The following is a 16,154-nucleotide window of genomic DNA, read 5'->3' as shown; positions in this document are numbered from 1 at the left end:
CGCGACGACGGGTGAGAGTTGCTCACTCGACCGGCTCACCTGCGGTGACGCCCGTCACACGGATAGCTGCTATACCCCTCTCGACTCACCACCCCGCTGCTTCTCGGGTGCGACAGACGTCATCGAACGCTCACGGGGGTTAATCCCGACGAAACACACCAATCGGCACTCTTGATAGGGGCCGAGAACCAGGTGGACATGTCGCGGCCGTGCAGGTGAAGGAGCAGTCGATGCAGCAGCAGAAAGCCGGTACTTCCACAGTGAAGACCGCCTGCTCGTACTGCGGTGTCGGCTGCGGCATGGTCCTCGACGTCGAAACGAACCCGGAGACGGGTGCGCGCCGCGTTCTGAAGGCGTCCGGCGACAAAGAGCATCCGACCAATTTCGGCCGGTTGTGCACCAAGGGCGCGACGAGCGCCGAGATGCTGGTGGCCGGTGGCCGGATGGAGACCGGCTACCTTCGCGACGAGCGCGGCGAGGCACCGACGGCTGTGCACGTCGACGCCGCGATCAGCGAGACGGCACGCCGCCTGAAGGAGCAGATCGACAAGCACGGACCGGACGCGGTCGCCTTCTACGTCTCCGGCCAGATGTCCATCGAAGCGCAGTACCTCGTGACCAAGCTGGCCAAGGGGTTCGTCGGCACCAACCAGATCGAGTCCAACTCACGCCTCTGTATGGCCAGTGCCGCCACCGGGTACAAGCAGTCGCTGGGCGCCGACGGCCCCCCGGGGTCGTACCAGGACTTCGACAAGGCCGACGTGTTCTTCGTGATCGGCGCCAACATGGCGGACTGTCACCCCATCCTGTTCCTGCGCCTCCTCGAGCGCGTGAAGGCGGGAGCGAAGCTGATCGTGGTGGACCCGCGGCGCAACGCGACGGCCGACAAGGCCGATCTCTTTCTGCAGATCACGCCCGGCACCGACCTCGCATTGCTCAACGGCCTCCTGCACCTGCTGGTGAAGAACGGGCACACCGACCCCGCGTTCATCGCCGAGTTCACCGAGGGCTGGGAGGTGATGCCGGAATTCCTCGAGGAGTACACCCCCGACAAGGTCGCGGACATCACCGGCATCCCCGAAGCCGACATCCGACAGGCCGCCCAGTGGATCGGCGAGGCCGCCGAATGGATGACCTGCTGGACGATGGGCCTCAACCAGAGCACCCACGGCACCTGGAACACCAACGCGATCTGCAACCTCCACCTCGCCACCGGCGCGATCTGCCGTCCCGGCAGCGGGCCGTTCTCCCTCACCGGCCAGCCCAATGCCATGGGTGGCCGCGAAATGGGATACATGGGCCCGGGCCTGCCCGGTCAGCGGTCGATCCTCGCGGCCGACGACCGCGCGTTCGTCGAGGACCTGTGGGACCTGCCCGAGGGCACCATCCGCACCGAGGTCGGCACGGGCACCGTCGACATGTTCGAGCAGATGGTCGCGGGCCGAATCAAAGCCTGCTGGATCATCTGCACCAACCCAGTCGCCACCGTGTCGAATCGGCGGACGGTCATCGAGGGACTCGAGGCAGCCGAGCTCGTGATCACACAGGACGTGTTCCTCGACACCGAGACCAACGGTTACGCCGACATCCTGCTGCCGGGCGCGCTGTGGGCGGAGTCGGACTCGGTGATGATCAATTCCGAGCGCAACCTGACTTTGCTGCAGCAGGCCGTCGACCCGGTGGGTCAGGCGTTGCCCGACTGGAAGATCATCGCGCGGGTGGCCTGCGAGATGGGGTATGCGGACGCCTTCACCTATGAGACGTCCGAGGACGTGTTCGAAGAGATCAAGCGCACGTGGAACCCGAAGACGGGGTACGACCTTCGCGGCATCACCTACGAGCGGCTCCGGCAGACGCCGGTGCAGTGGCCGAGCCCGCCCGGTGACCGCACCGACCGCAATCCCATCCGTTACGTCAATGACGGGGTGAGCCAGAGGCTGCTGTCGGCTCCCGACGGCTCGCTCCCCCGGCTCGCCTTCGCCACCCCGAGCGGGAAGGCGGCATTCTTCCCGCGACCGCACATGCTGCCGGCCGAGCTGCCGGACGACGACTACTCGTTCGTCCTCAATACGGGTCGGCTGCAGCACCAATGGCACACCATGACGAAGACGGGCAAGGTGGCCAAGCTCAACAAGCTGAACTCGGGACCCTTCGTCGAGATCAACCCGGCGGATGCGCAGCGGCTGTCGATCTCCGACGGTGACAAGGTCGAGGTGGCGTCGAGGCGTGGCCGCGCGGTGCTTCCCGCGGTCGTCAGTGACCGGGTGCTTCCCGGTGGCTGTTTCGCGCCTTTCCACTGGAACGATTCGTTCGGCGAGTACCTCAGCATCAACGCCGTTACCAACGATGCCGTCGACCCGATGTCGTTCCAGCCGGAGTTCAAGGCCTGCGCGGTGTCACTGACTCGCGTGGCACCGGTGTCGCAGCCGGCGGTTCCGGAGACCGGCGGTTCCGAGCTGCAGCTCGCGAGCCCAGCCGATGAACTGACCCAGCTTCTCGGACTGGATGATTCGGCTCCCCCGACGTTCGACGAACACGAACGCACCTATCTTTCGGGGCTGCTGTCGGGACTGCGGTCCACCGAGGTCCGCGGCGTGCCGGTCCTTCCTCGGGACGCCCCGATCTCGGGTTCCAAGCGGGTGTGGCTCGACGGGATGCTCGCCGGTCTGTTCTCCCGTTCGGGTGACACATCCGGGGTCGCCGCCCAGAACGGCAGCGCCGCAGGTACTGAATCGGTCCAGCAACCTGTCGTGGTGGTGTGGGCCTCGCAGACCGGCAACGCCGAGGAGTTCGCCGCCGAATGTGCCGCGCAACTGCAGGCGGCCGGGCACGGAACACATCTGATCAGCATGGACGACTACGACGTCGGAAGCCTGCGCGGTGTCCGTGACCTCCTCATCATCACCAGCACGTTCGGTGACGGAGACGCGCCCGACAACGGCAGCAGTTTCTGGTCGGCCCTCAGCAGTGACGAGGCACCCACACTGACCGAAACGCGGTATGCGGTATTGGCTCTCGGCGACTCCAGTTACGACGACTTCTGCGGCCACGGTAAGCGGCTCGATGCTCGGCTCGAGCAGTTACAGGCCAAGCGTCTCACCGCCCGCGTCGACTGTGAACCCGACTACGAGGATCAGGCACGCGAGTGGCTGGCGCAGGTGCAGAAGCTGGTTCGCGACAGGGAGGCCGTCGAAGGCGCGGCAGTGGTTTCCGTCGCGCCCGCACCCGCCGCGAAGAAGGCAGCGGCCTTCACGCGTAAGTCACCGTTCGTCACCCGCCTCACGAAGAACGTGCGCCTCAGCGCGGCGGGATCGTCGAAGGACGTGCGACAGTTCGGTTTCGAGGTAGGTGATCCGGAGTTCGTCTACGAGGCGGGTGACGCGCTCGGCGTCTGGCCGACCAACAGCGACGCCGTCGTCGACGAGTGGCTGAAAGTGACGGGTCTGAAGCCTGATGTCCCGGTGACCGTGGCCGACCTGCCGGAGATGCCGCTGCACGAGGCGTTGCGGACCAAATTCGAGATCACCAAGGTGACGCCCGAGCTGCTCCGGTTCGTCCAGAGTCGTACGCAGGACACCGAGCTGGCCCGCTTGATGCGACCGCAGAACAAGATTGCGCTCCAGCAGTGGTTGTGGGGCCGGCAGTCGATGGACGTGCTCGGGCAGTACGGCGTTCACGCCGAGGTCGAGGAGTGGCTCGGCGTTCTCAAGCGGCTCCAGCCGCGACTGTATTCCATCTCGTCCAGCCCGAAGATCGATCCCGGCGAGGTGCAGCTGACCGTGTCCGCCGTGCGGTACAACCACGAGGGCAAGGATCGGTCCGGCGTCTGCTCCACGTTCCTCGCGGATCACTGCGACGAGGCCGAGGTGCCGATCTTCGTGCAGAAGTCGGCGCATTTCCGACCGCCGGCGTCGGCGGATGCGCCCATGATCATGGTGGGACCCGGCACGGGAATCGCCCCGTTCCGCGGATTCCTGCACGAGCGGCGCGAACTCGGGCACACCGGCAAGAACTGGATGTTCTTCGGTGAGCAGCACGAAGCGACTGACTTCTACTACCGCGAGGAGATGGAAGCTATGCACCGCGACGGATTTCTCACCCACCTCGATGCAGCATTCTCCCGTGATCAGCGGCAGAAGATCTACGTGCAGGACCGCATCCGTGAACACGGAGCGAAGTTGTGGAACTGGATGCAGGAGGGCGCGTACCTCTACGTGTGCGGGGATGCCAGCCGGATGGCGAAGGACGTGGACGAGACGATCCGTGAGGTGGTTCGCACGCACGGCAGGCTCGACGAAGAGGACACCGAGCTGTACATGAAGCAGTTGTCCACTGACAAACGGTACGTGCGCGACGTGTACTGATCCGCTTCTGCGGGTCTTTCCACTTGATCATTCCGCAAACGCGCGCATACGATTGTCTTTATGACGCATCCGCGGAGTAATGCCTAGATGACGCACATCCGGATCCGGCAGGCCGCCGAACTACTCGGCGTCAGCGACGACACCGTCCGGCGGTGGATCGACAACGGCAGCCTCCCCGCCCGGAAGGACGACTCCGGGCGCATGGCCGTCGACGGCGCGGCACTCGCCGAGTTCGCCCGCGCCCACGCGTCCGCGTCGCCGGATCTCCTCGGATCGGGGTCCTCGGCGCGAAATCGGTTCACCGGGATCGTGACGGCCATCGTGTCCGACACGGTGATGTCGCAGGTGGAGCTGCAATGCGGGCCGTTCCGGGTGGTGTCCCTGATGAGCAGCGAAGCGGTACGCGACCTCGGGCTCGAACCCGGGAAGATCGCGGTGGCCGTCGTGAAGTCCACCACGGTCATTGTCGAGACCCCCGTCGAGACCTCATGAAACAGAACTCGGGCCGAGCAGCCGCCGTCATCGCCCTGGCCGTGCTCATCCTCGGGACTCTGTCCGGGTGCGGCTCCGACGACACCGACACGGGTGAACGGATCACGGTGTTCGCGGCGGCCTCCCTGAAGTCCACCTTCACCGAACTCGCGGAAAGATTCGAGGCAGAGCATCCGGGATCTCGGGTGGAGTTCAGCTTCGCCGGTTCTTCCGATCTGGCAGCCCAGCTGGATCAAGGTGCTCGCGCCGACGTATTCGCGTCCGCAGACCAGCGCAACATGGCCAAGGTGGTCGATGCGGGACTCACCGCGGGTAGTCCTGTCGACTTCGCGACGAACACCCTGACCGTCGTCACCGCGCCCGGAAACCCAAAGGGGATTTCCACATTCGCCGACCTGGCCCGCCCGGGAACATTGGTGGTCACCTGCGCGCCGCAGGTGCCGTGCGGCTCCGCGACGCAGAAGGTCGAATCGTCGACGGGAGTCGATCTCGCACCGGTCAGTGAAGAGTCGTCGGTGACGGATGTCCTGAACAAGGTGATCGCCGGGCAGGCGGACGCCGGACTGGTGTACGTCACGGACGCGACCGGAGCGGGTGACGCTGTGACGGTGGTGGCCGTACCGGAGGCCGCACAGGCGGTGAACACCTATCCCATAGTTGCTCTTGCCGATTCGGGCGCGCCGGAAACGGCCCGAGAATTCGTCGCGTTCGTCACCGGACCCGACGGCCGGGCAGTTCTTACCGATGCAGGATTCGGTGAGCCGTGACCCGTTCGGCGCGTACGGTGGTTCCCTCCGGGCTGCCGCGCTGGCTCTTCGTCCCGGCGGCTGTCGGGGGGTTGTTCGTCGTACTGCCGTTGACGGCGATGCTGGCAAGCGTCGACTGGCCCCGATTCGTCGAGTTGGTCACCTCCGAATCCTCGCTCGCCGCGCTGGAGCTGAGTCTGCGGACAGCTGCCGCCAGCACGGTGCTATGCATTCTCCTCGGCGTGCCGATGGCCGCAGTACTGGCGCGCAGTAGCTTTCGCGGTCTTCCCGTGCTGCGGTCGCTGGTGCTCCTGCCGTTGGTGCTCCCACCCGTCGTGGGCGGAATCGCACTGCTCTACACGTTCGGCCGGAAGGGTCTCATCGGACAGCACCTGGAGGTGGCGGGAATTTCCGTCGCGTTCACCACCACAGCGGTCGTGCTCGCACAAACCTTCGTGGCATTGCCGTTCCTGGTGGTCAGTCTGGAAGGGTCGCTCCGCACGGCGGGCAGGCGATACGAGTCCGCCGCCGCCACACTCGGAGCCGGACCCACGACGGTCTTCCGCCGCGTGACCCTTCCACTGGTGTTGCCGGGACTGGTCTCCGGCGCCGTGTTGTCGTTCGCGCGGGCACTCGGTGAATTCGGCGCCACCCTGACGTTCGCGGGCAGTCTCGAGGGCGTCACCCGTACCCTTCCGCTGGAGATCTATCTTCAGCGGGAAACGGATGCCGATGCGGCAGTGGCGTTGTCGCTGGTTCTGGTGATCGTCGCGGTGGTCATCGTGGTGGGGTCGCGCGGCTGGGCGTCGAGAGCGGTGCCGTGAGCGGGCTGAGCCTCGATGCGCGGATACAGGGCCGCGACATCGAGATGGCCGTCGACGTCGCGGAGGGTGAGGTTCTGGCCGTCCTCGGCCCGAACGGCGCCGGCAAGTCGACACTTCTGTCCGTCGCCACCGGACTGATACGGCCCGACACCGGCCGGGTCGAATTGAACGGTCGGGTACTCACCGACACCGACGCCGGGATCGCAGTTCCGCCACATCGCCGGGGAATGGCGCTACTTGCCCAGGAGGCGTTGCTGTTCCCGCATCTCACTGTCGCCGCCAACGTGGCCTTCGCCCCCCGCAGCGCCGGACGGAGTCGCCGGGAAGCGCGGGCCATCGCCCGGCATTGGATGGACGCCGTCGACGCCACGCAGTTCGCCGACCGCAGACCCCACCAGTTGTCGGGTGGGCAGGCCCAACGTGTCGCGGTCGCACGGGCCCTGGCGGCGGACCCTCAGGCGCTCCTGCTCGACGAACCGATGGCCGCACTGGATGTGGCTGCGGCTCCCGCGTTGCGGGTGCTGCTCCGAAAAGTACTGCGCGAGGAGCATCGGACCGCCGTCGTCGTCACTCACGACGTGCTCGACGCGCTTGCGCTGGCCGACCGCGTCATAGTGGTTGACGGGGGAAGAATCGTCGAGTCGGGGTCCGTGCGCGATGTGCTCTCCCGGCCCCGCAGCTCGTTCGCGGCACGGATCGCTGGACTCAACCTCGTGGCCGTCTTCGCTACCCCGTCCGGGTTCGAGACCGAGAACGGTGTCCGGATGCACGGCCTGCCCGACGACGACGTGGGAGGCACCGCTCCGGCCGTCGCAGTATTCGCGCCGCATTCGGTGGCCGTCCACCGGCGATCACCGGAAGGCAGTCCCCGCAACGTCTTCGGCGTGACTGTGACCGAAATCGAGGTGCGCGGCCCCATCGTGCGGGTGCGGGCGGTGACTGCCCGTGGCCGGCTGGAACTGAGCGCCGATGTGACAGCAGAATCCGTCGCCGAGCTCGATCTGGTGCCCGGACTCGACGTGTTCTTCGTGGTCAAGGCCACCGAGGTGGCAATCCACGCCGTGAGTACTTCTTAACATCCCGTGGTTAACAAGTACTCACGGGTGCGTCAGCGCAGGGACGCGTGCATCAGGTACACGTTGTAGCTGTCCCACTCCGACATCGTGAAGTACAGGTCCTTGTCCGTGGACCACGGATGGATGAAGCCGCCGTACGCCTTGGGGTAGTCGGCCGTGTCGACGAGGGTGGCTCCGCCGGACCAAACGCCCTGGGGGGACGAGGATTGGCGGAGGATGATCCGCCCGCCGATGGGCTCGAGGTAGCTCATCAGCCACGTGCCGGTCCCGGTGTCGTAGCGAACCGACAGCTCGCTGGCCACCCCACCGACGATCGGGGTCGCGAGATGTTCGGAGACAGGCGTCCATGTTCCGTTCGACCAGTACTGGTACGACGTGGTGTTGAGTACCTGATCGACGGGTACCCGGGCCAGACCGATGGTGCCGATGCGCCCGTTCGGAGTGCCGAACATGTACACATAGTGACCGTGGGGGACCATGGCCGAGACCTGGAAACGGGCGCCGAAAATGTTGTGCCACTTGGCGTGCTGATCCTTGGTCCACGTCTGACCGTTGTCGTCCGAGTACGCGATGCCGCCGTAGTTCGTGTACCACATGCCGGGCACCACACTCCACCGTTTCACCGACATGTAGCTCAGGAACTGCCGGTTGCCGATCGTGAACCCCGACGTGGGAATGGTCGTCGTCTCGAAGTTGGGGATGTGCCGGCTGTCGATGATCTCGGCGGCGTGGCAGCGGCTGTCCTGCACCATGCTGTCGATGGTCATGCCGTCGGACAGGTCGGTGTCGGTGCTGTGTCCGAGAACGTTGCTGCGCCAGTCTTCCCCGAAGGCGCCGGGCGGATTCCAGTCCTTACCGAAGGTGTCACCGAAGGCGATGGCCACCTCCCCGGGCTTCGTCTCCCAGATGATGCCGAGGTCCGTGCCGTCCACCTGCCAGCGCTTGTCGGTCCGATTGTCCGAACCGTGGCCCGTCAGTTGCGACACCAGGCGTACGTCACCGACGGCCGGGGTGCCGAGGGCTTCGGTGAGGGAGCCGCGTTCGGCCGGGTTGATCTGCACCGGGGGTGCGGGCTGCGGCGCGGGACCCGGGCCGCCGGGGACGGGGATCGGAATGGTCTCCGGTCGTGGGTCGATTTCGATCTTCGGAATGTGCAGGGCGCTCGACCCGGAGGATCCCGACGAGCCGACCTCCGGCTGGGGTTCCTCGATCTCGTCGGTGAGGTCCGGGCACGGGTCCGCGCACGGGTCGGCGGGTAGGTCTTGTGCCACGCGAGTCTGATCGACGGTAGGGCCGGGGACCGGCACCGGCACGAAGTCGGGGTACGGAATCGGGATGGCGATGGTCGGCGGTATCGACGGTAGCAGCGGACCACCGGGAGTCGGGGGCTCCTTGGCCGGGTTGAACCCGGTCTCGCCACAGATGTTGACCGGTAACCACGAATTCGTCTCCGCCGCAGCGGGACCTGCCGAGAACCCGATCGTCGCCGCGACGACGGCGGCGACGCACAACGGTGCTCCGGCAACAAACCAGGACTTCTCGACCACGGGACCCCTCCAGATCGGTGGTCGGAGTCAGGATGGACCGACCTGCACGTTCAGGGCAAAAGGTAACACCCGGTGGCGGCGTTCTCGGGTTCAGTGCCCGGCGTGCCCGGTCGCAGTCCGGTCACAGTACGGTGTCACGGTCGCATAGCATTTCGCAGATCGAGGCCACCCGGGATGTGGCGAAGCCTCGGATTTTCCGGCTCCAGCGGAACCGGATGCGGTCGCGCTGCGTCGAATCCTTACATGGACCCTCTCGAGTATTCGTTCGGAACCGGCGCAGAAGCCCCCGCCACCTGGACCTCCCCAGCCGACCTCGATCTGGGTCCGCTCGGCGGTCTGGACGCGGTGCGACTCGACTTCGACGGCGACGGGCTTCTCGACGACGCCATGTGGGACGACAACGGGGACGGGGCGGCCGATCACTCGGTGCTCGACTACGACGCCGGGGACGAAGCCCGCTACTTCACCGACCCCAGCGGCAACGGGACGTGGGACCGCGAGGTGCGGGTGGCCGGCGACCACATCGAACCCGCGTACGACCTGCGTCGCCATCCGGATCCGGTACCCGATCGACGGAATGACGAACCGTCCGACCCGAGCGTGCGCACGGTGGCTTCCGATCCGATTCCCGGTGCCGTGACGGCCGGCGCAGTTCATCTCTGGCGGTCGGAGGTGGCGCTCGGCCACGGCCGCCATTGACGTGGCCCCCGAGATCGGGGAGGGTAAGTTGTGATTTCAAACCCAGTACGGATCAAGAAGGAGAATGGACCATGACCGACCTGACCACGTCCGCGGCGAGCGCTTTCGTCGCCGCTGCCGGCCTGGAACTTGACGAGGTATCGGGCACGAAAGTCGTCGGCCATATCGATCTGTCCGCCGAGCACCACACGCCGTGGGGTGTCGTACACGGTGGCGTTTACACGACGGCAGTCGAGAGCGCCGCGAGTATCGGCGCGAGCACGGCAGTGGCAGACCGCGGCCAGTTCGCGGTCGGTGTGCACAACGGCACCGACTTCATCCGGTCCCGCACCGAGGGTCGCGTCGACGTGGTGGCCCTACCGATTCAGCAGGGCCGTATCCAGCAGTTGTGGTCGGTGGTCATCACCGCTTCCGACACCGGCAAAGAGGTGGCCCGTGGACAGGTCCGTCTGCAGAATGTGCCGCTGCCCGGTTCCGGATAGGAGGAGCGTCCAGGACTGCTCAGGGTCGGGCGCGACGTGTGTTGAGTAGGGCAGCGACGAGTCCCAGGGCGTAAAGGGCCGAACCGGCCAGAACCAGTCCGAGTGATCGGCCGTCGGGGGCGATCACGAGGGCTGCGGCGGCGATCGACGCGATGAACGCCACGTTGAACACCGTGTCCTGGAGCGCGAACACCTGTCCTCGGCGGTCGTCTTCGATGTCGATCTGCATGGCGGCGTCGCCGCTCAGCTTGATCGACTGCCCGGCGAATCCGAGGACCAGTGCACCCCACAGCAGGGAGGCCTGGGTGAGGGTCGCCACGAGCGTCGTCTGCGCCGCAAGGGCGAGGATCAACGCGGTGGTGATGGTGCGGGAGCGACCGATCCGCGGAATGGTGAACGGTGTGGAGATCGCGGCGAGCAGCATTCCCGCCGCGGTCGCGCCGACCGCGACACCGAACCCGGCCAGTCCTCCCGGTAGGGAACCGGCCCTGGACGTGTCTCGTAGCACGAGGACCATGATCAGCGTGTTGGCGCCGAACACGATCCGATGCGTGCCGATGCCGATCATGGCGGTGGTGACGCCCGGGGACCGCCACACGGCCACGGCTCCGTTGCGCAGTCCCGATGCGACGGCGCGGATCACCCCGTAATCCGCTCGTTCGTCCGCGTGTGGGCCGAGAAGCCGACGATGGAATCGGGACGCCGCGAGCGCGGCGGCCGCGGAACCGACCGCCGCGGCGGCGACGGCGATACCGGACCCGCGGTCGCCTGCGCCCGCGACACCGATGATGGCGACGGATGTTGTGGCTCCGACAGCGGACACGACCGAACCGGTGGTGGTGAGCACGGAGTTGGTGGCGACCAGCCACGATTTGTGGACCACGCGCGGTAGCGCGGCGGAGACGCCGGCGAGTACGAACCTACTGACACCGATGGCGGCGAGGGCGAGGAGAAGGATCGGGAACTCTCCGGCCCCGGACCCCAGAAGGGCGGCGGTCACCAGAATCAGCGCTCCGCGTAGGACATTGGCCCACAGCAGCACAGTCCGGCGATCCCAGCGGTCGAGGAGTGCCCCCGCGTAGGGTCCGATCACCGAATAAGGGAGCAGCAATACCGCGAAGCCGGCGGCGATCGCCAGCGGGTCGGTCTCGCGCTCGGGATTGAACAGGATGGCGCCACCCAGCGCTGCCTGAAACATTCCGTCGCCGAACTGGCTGGCGAATCGCACCGTCGCAAGCCGGGCCAGCCCGGGCGACCTGCGCAGGGTGTGTGCGGTACGACGCCACGCCTCCCGTCGTCCTCGGGGGTTCCCGAGCTGTTTCGCCATTCACGGGACCTTATCCGGCCTGTGCGAGGGACCTCTCCCGCCACCACTGGACGGTCTGCTCTGCGGCCTCGGGCAGTGGCGTCGGCTTCAACCCGAGGCGCTCCTCGCTGGCACTCGAATCCATGACGAACGGGTTCTCGAACTGGTACATCATCTCCGCCAGCTCGCGGGAACCCTCGTGGAGGCGGCCCGCCGCTCGGAGAACCCATCCCGGGAGAGCGCTCACCTTCGGCGCCGGCACCCCCGCTGCATCGGCGTAAGCCTGGACCATCTGCCGCTGGGTCACCGCGGGGGCCGTCGGTGCGTGCAACACGGAGTTCCACAGGTCGCGGTCGTGTGCGGCGACGATCATCGCCGCCGCGAGGTCGGGGACGAAGGTGAAGGAGTGGGGCGTGTCGGCAGAGCCGAGGACGCGCATCGTCTTGCCGGCGAGCACGACCGGGACCATGCGTTCACCGGCGTGAGCGCTGAGTACCTGCGGACCGAAGAAGTCGGAGGCGACGACACTGACGGTGGGGGTCGAGGAGGCGGCGCGAGCGTCGAGCAGCCGGGCACGGATTCCGCGCTTTCCCGTCGTGGCGGTGCGCGGCGTGGTTTCGGTCATGGGCTGCTGTTCGGTGTCGTAGGAATAGAGGCTTTCCGGGAACACGACCACCGCGCCGACCTCTCCCGCCGCCTCCAGAACGGTGTGCTCCGCCGCGGGGAGGGTGCGCTCCCACGCCTCGGCGGTATAGGCGGCATGAATGCAGTGGTAGACGGCGGTGGCACCTTCGAAAGCTGCACGTACGGCCGAGGGGTCGGATACGTCGACCGCCCTTCGCTCGATCAGCGGGTGTTCCGGACCGCTTCCGGAACGGGTGAGCACGCGGACGCGTCGCCCCTGTTCTGCGAGCTGCTGTGCCACTGTCGCGCCGACGGGTCCCGCGCCGGTGACGATTTCGATGTTCGACATTTCTGCTCCCGGTGTGTGGTGTCCAAAGAGAGCACTGCTCTCTATCTGAAGCGTGCGCCCATGCGAGCGCAAAGTCAAGAGCACTGCTCTCGTTTGTTGACACCGCTCTCCGCGATCGGCACCCTGAACCCATGCCGGCAACACCACGGGAACGTGCCCGAGAGCAGACGTTGCAGGACATCACCCGAATCGGCCGCGAACAGCTGGCCGTCGTCGGCGCCGCGGCGCTGTCGTTGCGAGCCGTGGCCCGGGACCTCGGAGTGGTCTCGTCCGCCGTGTATCGGTACGTGAAGAGCCGCGACGAACTGCTGACCCTGCTCGTCGTCGACGGATACAACGAGCTCGGGGACGAGGTGGACGCCGCAGTCGCGTCTGCGCAGCACCCGCGACAGCAGTTCCTGGCCCTCGGCCGCGCGGTGCGGGCGTGGGCTCTGCGTGAGCCGGCGCGCTACGGACTACTGTTCGGCAGCCCGGTTCCCGGCTACGACGCCCCCGGCGAACAGACCACGAGGCCCGGAACCCGGGTCATCTACGCGCTGGTCCGCATCTTCGACGGTGCTTACCGCTCGGGCCTTCTCGACGCCGACGCGTCCGCCCCCGTCGACGCCGGTCTTGCCGCCGATCTCGACCGGATTCGCGCGGAGCTCGGCCTCACTACTCCCGACCACTTGCTCGCCCGCGGGGTGCTGGTGTGGTCGAGCCTGTTCGGTGCGGTGAACTTCGAGGTCTTCGGTCAATACGGGACGGATACGTTCACCGATCCGGCTGCCCTGTTCGAACACCATCTCGCCGTGCTCGCCGACACTGCCGGGCTCCCGCCCGCCTGAATTCGTGCGAACCGGACGCAGCTCGCGTCCTGGGACACATCACTCTCGCCGCGGTGGGATGATGTTCGGGTGGCGCACGCAGAAGAACCCGAGGATCGAATGGCGTCGACGGAACCGGTGGTCCGCCCGGGGAGCTTGTTGGTCTCGTCCACCGATCTGGTCGAGCCCGCATTCCGTCGCACCGTGATTTATGTGATCGAACACAACGAGGCCGGGAGCCTCGGCGTGGTCATCAACCGCCCCAGCGAGACCGCGGTGCAGGAGGTGCTGCCACAGTGGGCACCGCTCGCCGCCCGCCCCGCCGCGCTCTATGTCGGTGGTCCCGTCAAGCGTGACGCCGCGCTGTGCCTGGCCACCCTGCGGACCGGTGCGCTCATCGACGGGGTCGCGGGACTGCGCCGGGTGCACGGCCGCGTCGTGATGGTCGATCTCGACTCCGACCCCGAGGTCATCGCACCCCTGGTGGAAGGTGTCCGCATCTTCGCCGGTTACTCGGGCTGGACGTTCGGGCAGCTCGACTCGGAGCTGCAGCGTGACGACTGGATGGTGGTGTCCGCGCTGCCGTCGGACGTCGTGGCACCGGCCCGCATCGACGTCTGGGCCCAGGTCCTGCGACGTCAGCCTCTTCCTCTCGCCCTGTTGGCCACTCACCCGATCGACGTCGAGCGCAACTGAGCCGACACACCTCGAGCACGTCCCGGGGTCTGTCGGAGACGGGTGGTATCAACAGAGCAGGACGAAGTAAGGAGGCAGCAGACGTGAACAGACCATGCGGACGTTGCGAGACGGCACTCGACCACTGCCACGGAACGTTGATCGTGCACAGCCGGCGCGGCATCGAGTGCACCGACGAGTCGTGCGTCGAGCTGTCCGAGGTTCGCCATACCCTGATCATCGACTGCGAGGAACTCGGCGACGGATGCTTCTGCACCGCGGAGTTCACTGCCGAACTGCGTCACGCCTCCTGAGGAATCGGCCCCAGATCCACGCCCACCTCGTGCAGGCGACGGCGTAACCGGGAAAGGTGGCTGCCCGGCCAGTACAGATGGCCGCAGTTCCGGCACCGACTGAAGTCGCGCTCCCGTTCCGCCACTCCGGGCGGCACCTCGAGGCGTGCCTCTTCCCACGACACCGTGGTCAAGGTCCCATTGCACCCCGCGCATCGGGTGAACGGCGCGATCCGTGCGTGGAGGTCGAAGCGGTCCAGTACTTCCCGTAGCTGGCGGCGTGGATCGGTCTCGTGCAGGAAGGCGCCGTGGGTCACTGCCGCACGCTTGAGGAGGCCGGTGTCGCGGGTGAGGACGATCCGGTGCTCGGACACCGAAATCTCGACCAGTTCGGTGTCGTCGAAGTCGTTGCGGTACCGGGTGTCGAAGCCGAGTAACCGGAGATAGCCGGCGAGCCGGCCGAGATGCACGTCGAGGACGAACGAAGATTCGCGTAACGGTCGCGGTCGCAGTCGAGTGAGACCCGTGATATCGACGCGTTCGAACACGGGATACACCGTGACCCGTTCGCCCCCGACGAGGCGGTGCGCGAAGTCGACCGAGACCTGGTCGACGAGCACGAGATCCACTTCGGTGTGCGGCACGCCCAGCGCTTCGATGCGGTCCTTCACCGAGGGTGTGCCGATGAAGTAATGCGCGAATGTGCGCTTCCGCGACTCCGGCGCGAGGAAGTCGTTCAGCTCCTCGTAGAAGCGGAACTCGCACTGGCGAAGCGGTTCAGGCATCGGCATTCACTTCCTGAGGCCACAGTACTGGGCGACTCCTCGCGATCGCGCGTGTGCAGTCACCCTGCTGGCGGTGGATGACGACTGGTGACCCGGGCGCTCACCCCCGCCGTCGGTCGGCGAATGCGTTGAGGACCCCGGCCATGTCCTCGGCTTCCGCGGTGGTGATGGTCAATCGGTCACCGCACGCGGTGGTGACGATCACCGCGGGCCCGGTACGGGTGACGACGCCGTAGTTCCGCGGCCCCTTCACTTTCAACCCCCACCCACCGAAGTCGTCGAAGGGTTTGACCACGTCGACGCGTGCACCCTCGATCTCGTCGATGCGGTAGTCGAGGGCGGTCATGCCCATGTTGATCACTCGGATGCCGTCCTCGTCCACGATGACACGGAAGCGCAGGAGGCTGACGATCAGCAGCCCGACGGGAACGAACACGGCGAGCGGCCACCAGCCGCCGGAAATGCGGCAGACGACGAGTGCGGGGACGACGCCGAGCAGCAGTAGTAGGATTCCGGACCCCGCTGTCCCGAAACCCACGGAGGCGGCCACTGCGGCGGGTGCGGCGGCCCGGGGCAGGGTGACGTCGGGTCGATGTGTGGCCGAGACCCGGCGACGGTAGTCCCGCAGACACGCCGCGCCGATCATTCCCACACCGGCGCCGAGTACGGTCCCGGCGCCGAGGGACCACAGCGGAAGCACGGTATCGGCCGGATCGGTGACGTCGAGTTGGACGGCGAGTATCACCACGTGCACGGTGCTGACCATCCCGACCACAGACAACCCGACGACGAGCATGGTGCGGCGCATCATGAGCAAGGCCGGCGCGAGGGCGGCAACGGCGGCGCAGCCACCGCCGAAGAGGACCGTCACGAGAGCGAACGTCCAGGCACTGGACATCGGGGTGGCGAAACCGTCCGGCGAGGTTGTGGTCCAATGCGTGGCGATTTCCGCGGGTAGCCGGGGTTCCCACAGCTTGGCCAGGAGCACGCCGGACAACGCGGCGACCACGGGCAGGATCACACCGAAGACGGCTCCGGCGGGGTCGACGATTTTCGAACTGGGCACCGGGTGGGCCGTCTGCAGCC

At 66.8% G+C, this 16,154-nt stretch carries 15 protein-coding genes; 10 read left to right on the top strand and 5 right to left on the bottom strand.

Annotation, left to right across the window (positions count from 1 at the left end; genetic code table 11):
• Window positions 1-230 precede the first annotated feature (230 nt).
• The 5 genes from ACH49N_RS22405 to ACH49N_RS22385 all read left to right on the top strand — a co-directional run bounded on the left by ACH49N_RS22405 (window position 231) and on the right by ACH49N_RS22385 (window position 7,502).
• Window positions 231-4,364, top strand: coding sequence for a bifunctional nitrate reductase/sulfite reductase flavoprotein subunit alpha (locus tag ACH49N_RS22405; protein WP_358274706.1), 4,134 nt, complete (start codon window positions 231-233; stop codon window positions 4,362-4,364).
• Between the two features lie 87 nt (window positions 4,365-4,451).
• Window positions 4,452-4,856 carry a TOBE domain-containing protein gene (locus tag ACH49N_RS22400; RefSeq protein ID WP_358274707.1) on the top strand — a complete coding sequence of 135 codons (405 nt, stop codon included), beginning with the start codon at window positions 4,452-4,454 and terminating at the stop codon, window positions 4,854-4,856.
• Window positions 4,853-5,623: a molybdate ABC transporter substrate-binding protein gene (gene modA, locus ACH49N_RS22395; protein ID WP_358274708.1), complete on the top strand. Its 771-nt coding sequence runs from the start codon at window positions 4,853-4,855 to the stop codon at window positions 5,621-5,623. The genes ACH49N_RS22400 and modA overlap by 4 nt, the downstream gene beginning before the upstream one ends.
• On the top strand, window positions 5,620-6,426 hold the full coding sequence (locus ACH49N_RS22390; protein WP_317768312.1) for an ABC transporter permease: 807 nt from the start codon (window positions 5,620-5,622) through the stop codon (window positions 6,424-6,426). Before modA ends, ACH49N_RS22390 begins: the two co-directional genes overlap by 4 nt.
• Window positions 6,423-7,502: an ATP-binding cassette domain-containing protein gene (locus tag ACH49N_RS22385; protein WP_358274710.1), complete on the top strand. Its 1,080-nt coding sequence runs from the start codon at window positions 6,423-6,425 to the stop codon at window positions 7,500-7,502. The genes ACH49N_RS22390 and ACH49N_RS22385 overlap by 4 nt, the downstream gene beginning before the upstream one ends.
• A 32-nt stretch (window positions 7,503-7,534) precedes the next feature.
• Here ACH49N_RS22385 and ACH49N_RS22380 read toward each other — a convergent pair whose 3' ends face one another.
• Entirely contained in the window at window positions 7,535-9,049 is a 1,515-nt protein-coding gene (locus ACH49N_RS22380; RefSeq protein WP_358274712.1) for a DUF4185 domain-containing protein, read from the bottom strand.
• Between the two features lie 243 nt (window positions 9,050-9,292).
• On the opposite strand from ACH49N_RS22380, the gene ACH49N_RS22375 reads away from it, so the two are divergent.
• Together ACH49N_RS22375 and ACH49N_RS22370 are read left to right on the top strand one after the other, a co-directional pair.
• Entirely contained in the window at window positions 9,293-9,748 is a 456-nt protein-coding gene (locus tag ACH49N_RS22375) for a hypothetical protein (RefSeq protein ID WP_358274714.1), read from the top strand.
• 71 nt (window positions 9,749-9,819) lie between these two features.
• Window positions 9,820-10,230 (top strand): PaaI family thioesterase, encoded by a 411-nt coding sequence (locus ACH49N_RS22370; RefSeq protein ID WP_109334736.1) that lies wholly within the window; start codon window positions 9,820-9,822, stop codon window positions 10,228-10,230.
• Between the two features lie 19 nt (window positions 10,231-10,249).
• Here the strand turns inward: ACH49N_RS22370 and ACH49N_RS22365 are convergent, their stop codons facing one another.
• A complete protein-coding gene (locus tag ACH49N_RS22365) occupies window positions 10,250-11,557 on the bottom strand; it encodes an MFS transporter (RefSeq protein WP_358274716.1) in 1,308 nt (435 codons plus the stop codon).
• Window positions 11,558-11,567: 10 nt separating this feature from the next.
• On the bottom strand, window positions 11,568-12,509 hold the full coding sequence (locus ACH49N_RS22360) for an NAD-dependent epimerase/dehydratase family protein (protein WP_358274717.1): 942 nt from the start codon (window positions 12,507-12,509) through the stop codon (window positions 11,568-11,570).
• Between the two features lie 131 nt (window positions 12,510-12,640).
• Here ACH49N_RS22360 and ACH49N_RS22355 point away from each other — a divergent pair, with 131 nt between their 5' ends.
• The 3 genes from ACH49N_RS22355 (at window position 12,641) to ACH49N_RS22345 (ending at window position 14,304) form a co-directional block, all read left to right on the top strand.
• The gene (locus ACH49N_RS22355; protein WP_159926709.1) at window positions 12,641-13,336 is read left to right on the top strand and encodes a TetR/AcrR family transcriptional regulator; all 696 of its coding nucleotides are present in this window, start codon (window positions 12,641-12,643) and stop codon (window positions 13,334-13,336) included.
• A 69-nt stretch (window positions 13,337-13,405) separates the two neighbouring features.
• Window positions 13,406-14,011, top strand: coding sequence for a YqgE/AlgH family protein (locus tag ACH49N_RS22350; protein WP_109334732.1), 606 nt, complete (start codon window positions 13,406-13,408; stop codon window positions 14,009-14,011).
• Window positions 14,012-14,094: 83 nt separating this feature from the next.
• Complete coding sequence (locus tag ACH49N_RS22345; protein ID WP_109334731.1) at window positions 14,095-14,304, top strand: hypothetical protein; 210 nt, start codon at window positions 14,095-14,097, stop codon at window positions 14,302-14,304.
• Here ACH49N_RS22345 and ACH49N_RS22340 read toward each other — a convergent pair.
• Both ACH49N_RS22340 and ACH49N_RS22335 read right to left on the bottom strand, forming a co-directional pair.
• Entirely contained in the window at window positions 14,292-15,074 is a 783-nt protein-coding gene (locus tag ACH49N_RS22340; protein WP_159926707.1) for a Mut7-C RNAse domain-containing protein, read from the bottom strand. The genes ACH49N_RS22345 and ACH49N_RS22340 overlap by 13 nt on opposite strands.
• A 94-nt stretch (window positions 15,075-15,168) precedes the next feature.
• Entirely contained in the window at window positions 15,169-16,134 is a 966-nt protein-coding gene (locus ACH49N_RS22335; RefSeq protein ID WP_358274719.1) for a DUF1648 domain-containing protein, read from the bottom strand.
• Between the last annotated feature and the right edge of the window lie 20 nt (window positions 16,135-16,154).

The organism is Rhodococcus sp. NPDC019647 (assembly GCF_044389235.1).
Taxonomy (GTDB): Bacteria; Actinomycetota; Actinomycetes; order Mycobacteriales; family Mycobacteriaceae; genus Rhodococcus_F; species Rhodococcus_F oxybenzonivorans.
The sequence above is the reverse complement of the archived record's forward strand: the minus strand, read 5'-3'. Positions and strand labels throughout refer to the sequence as shown.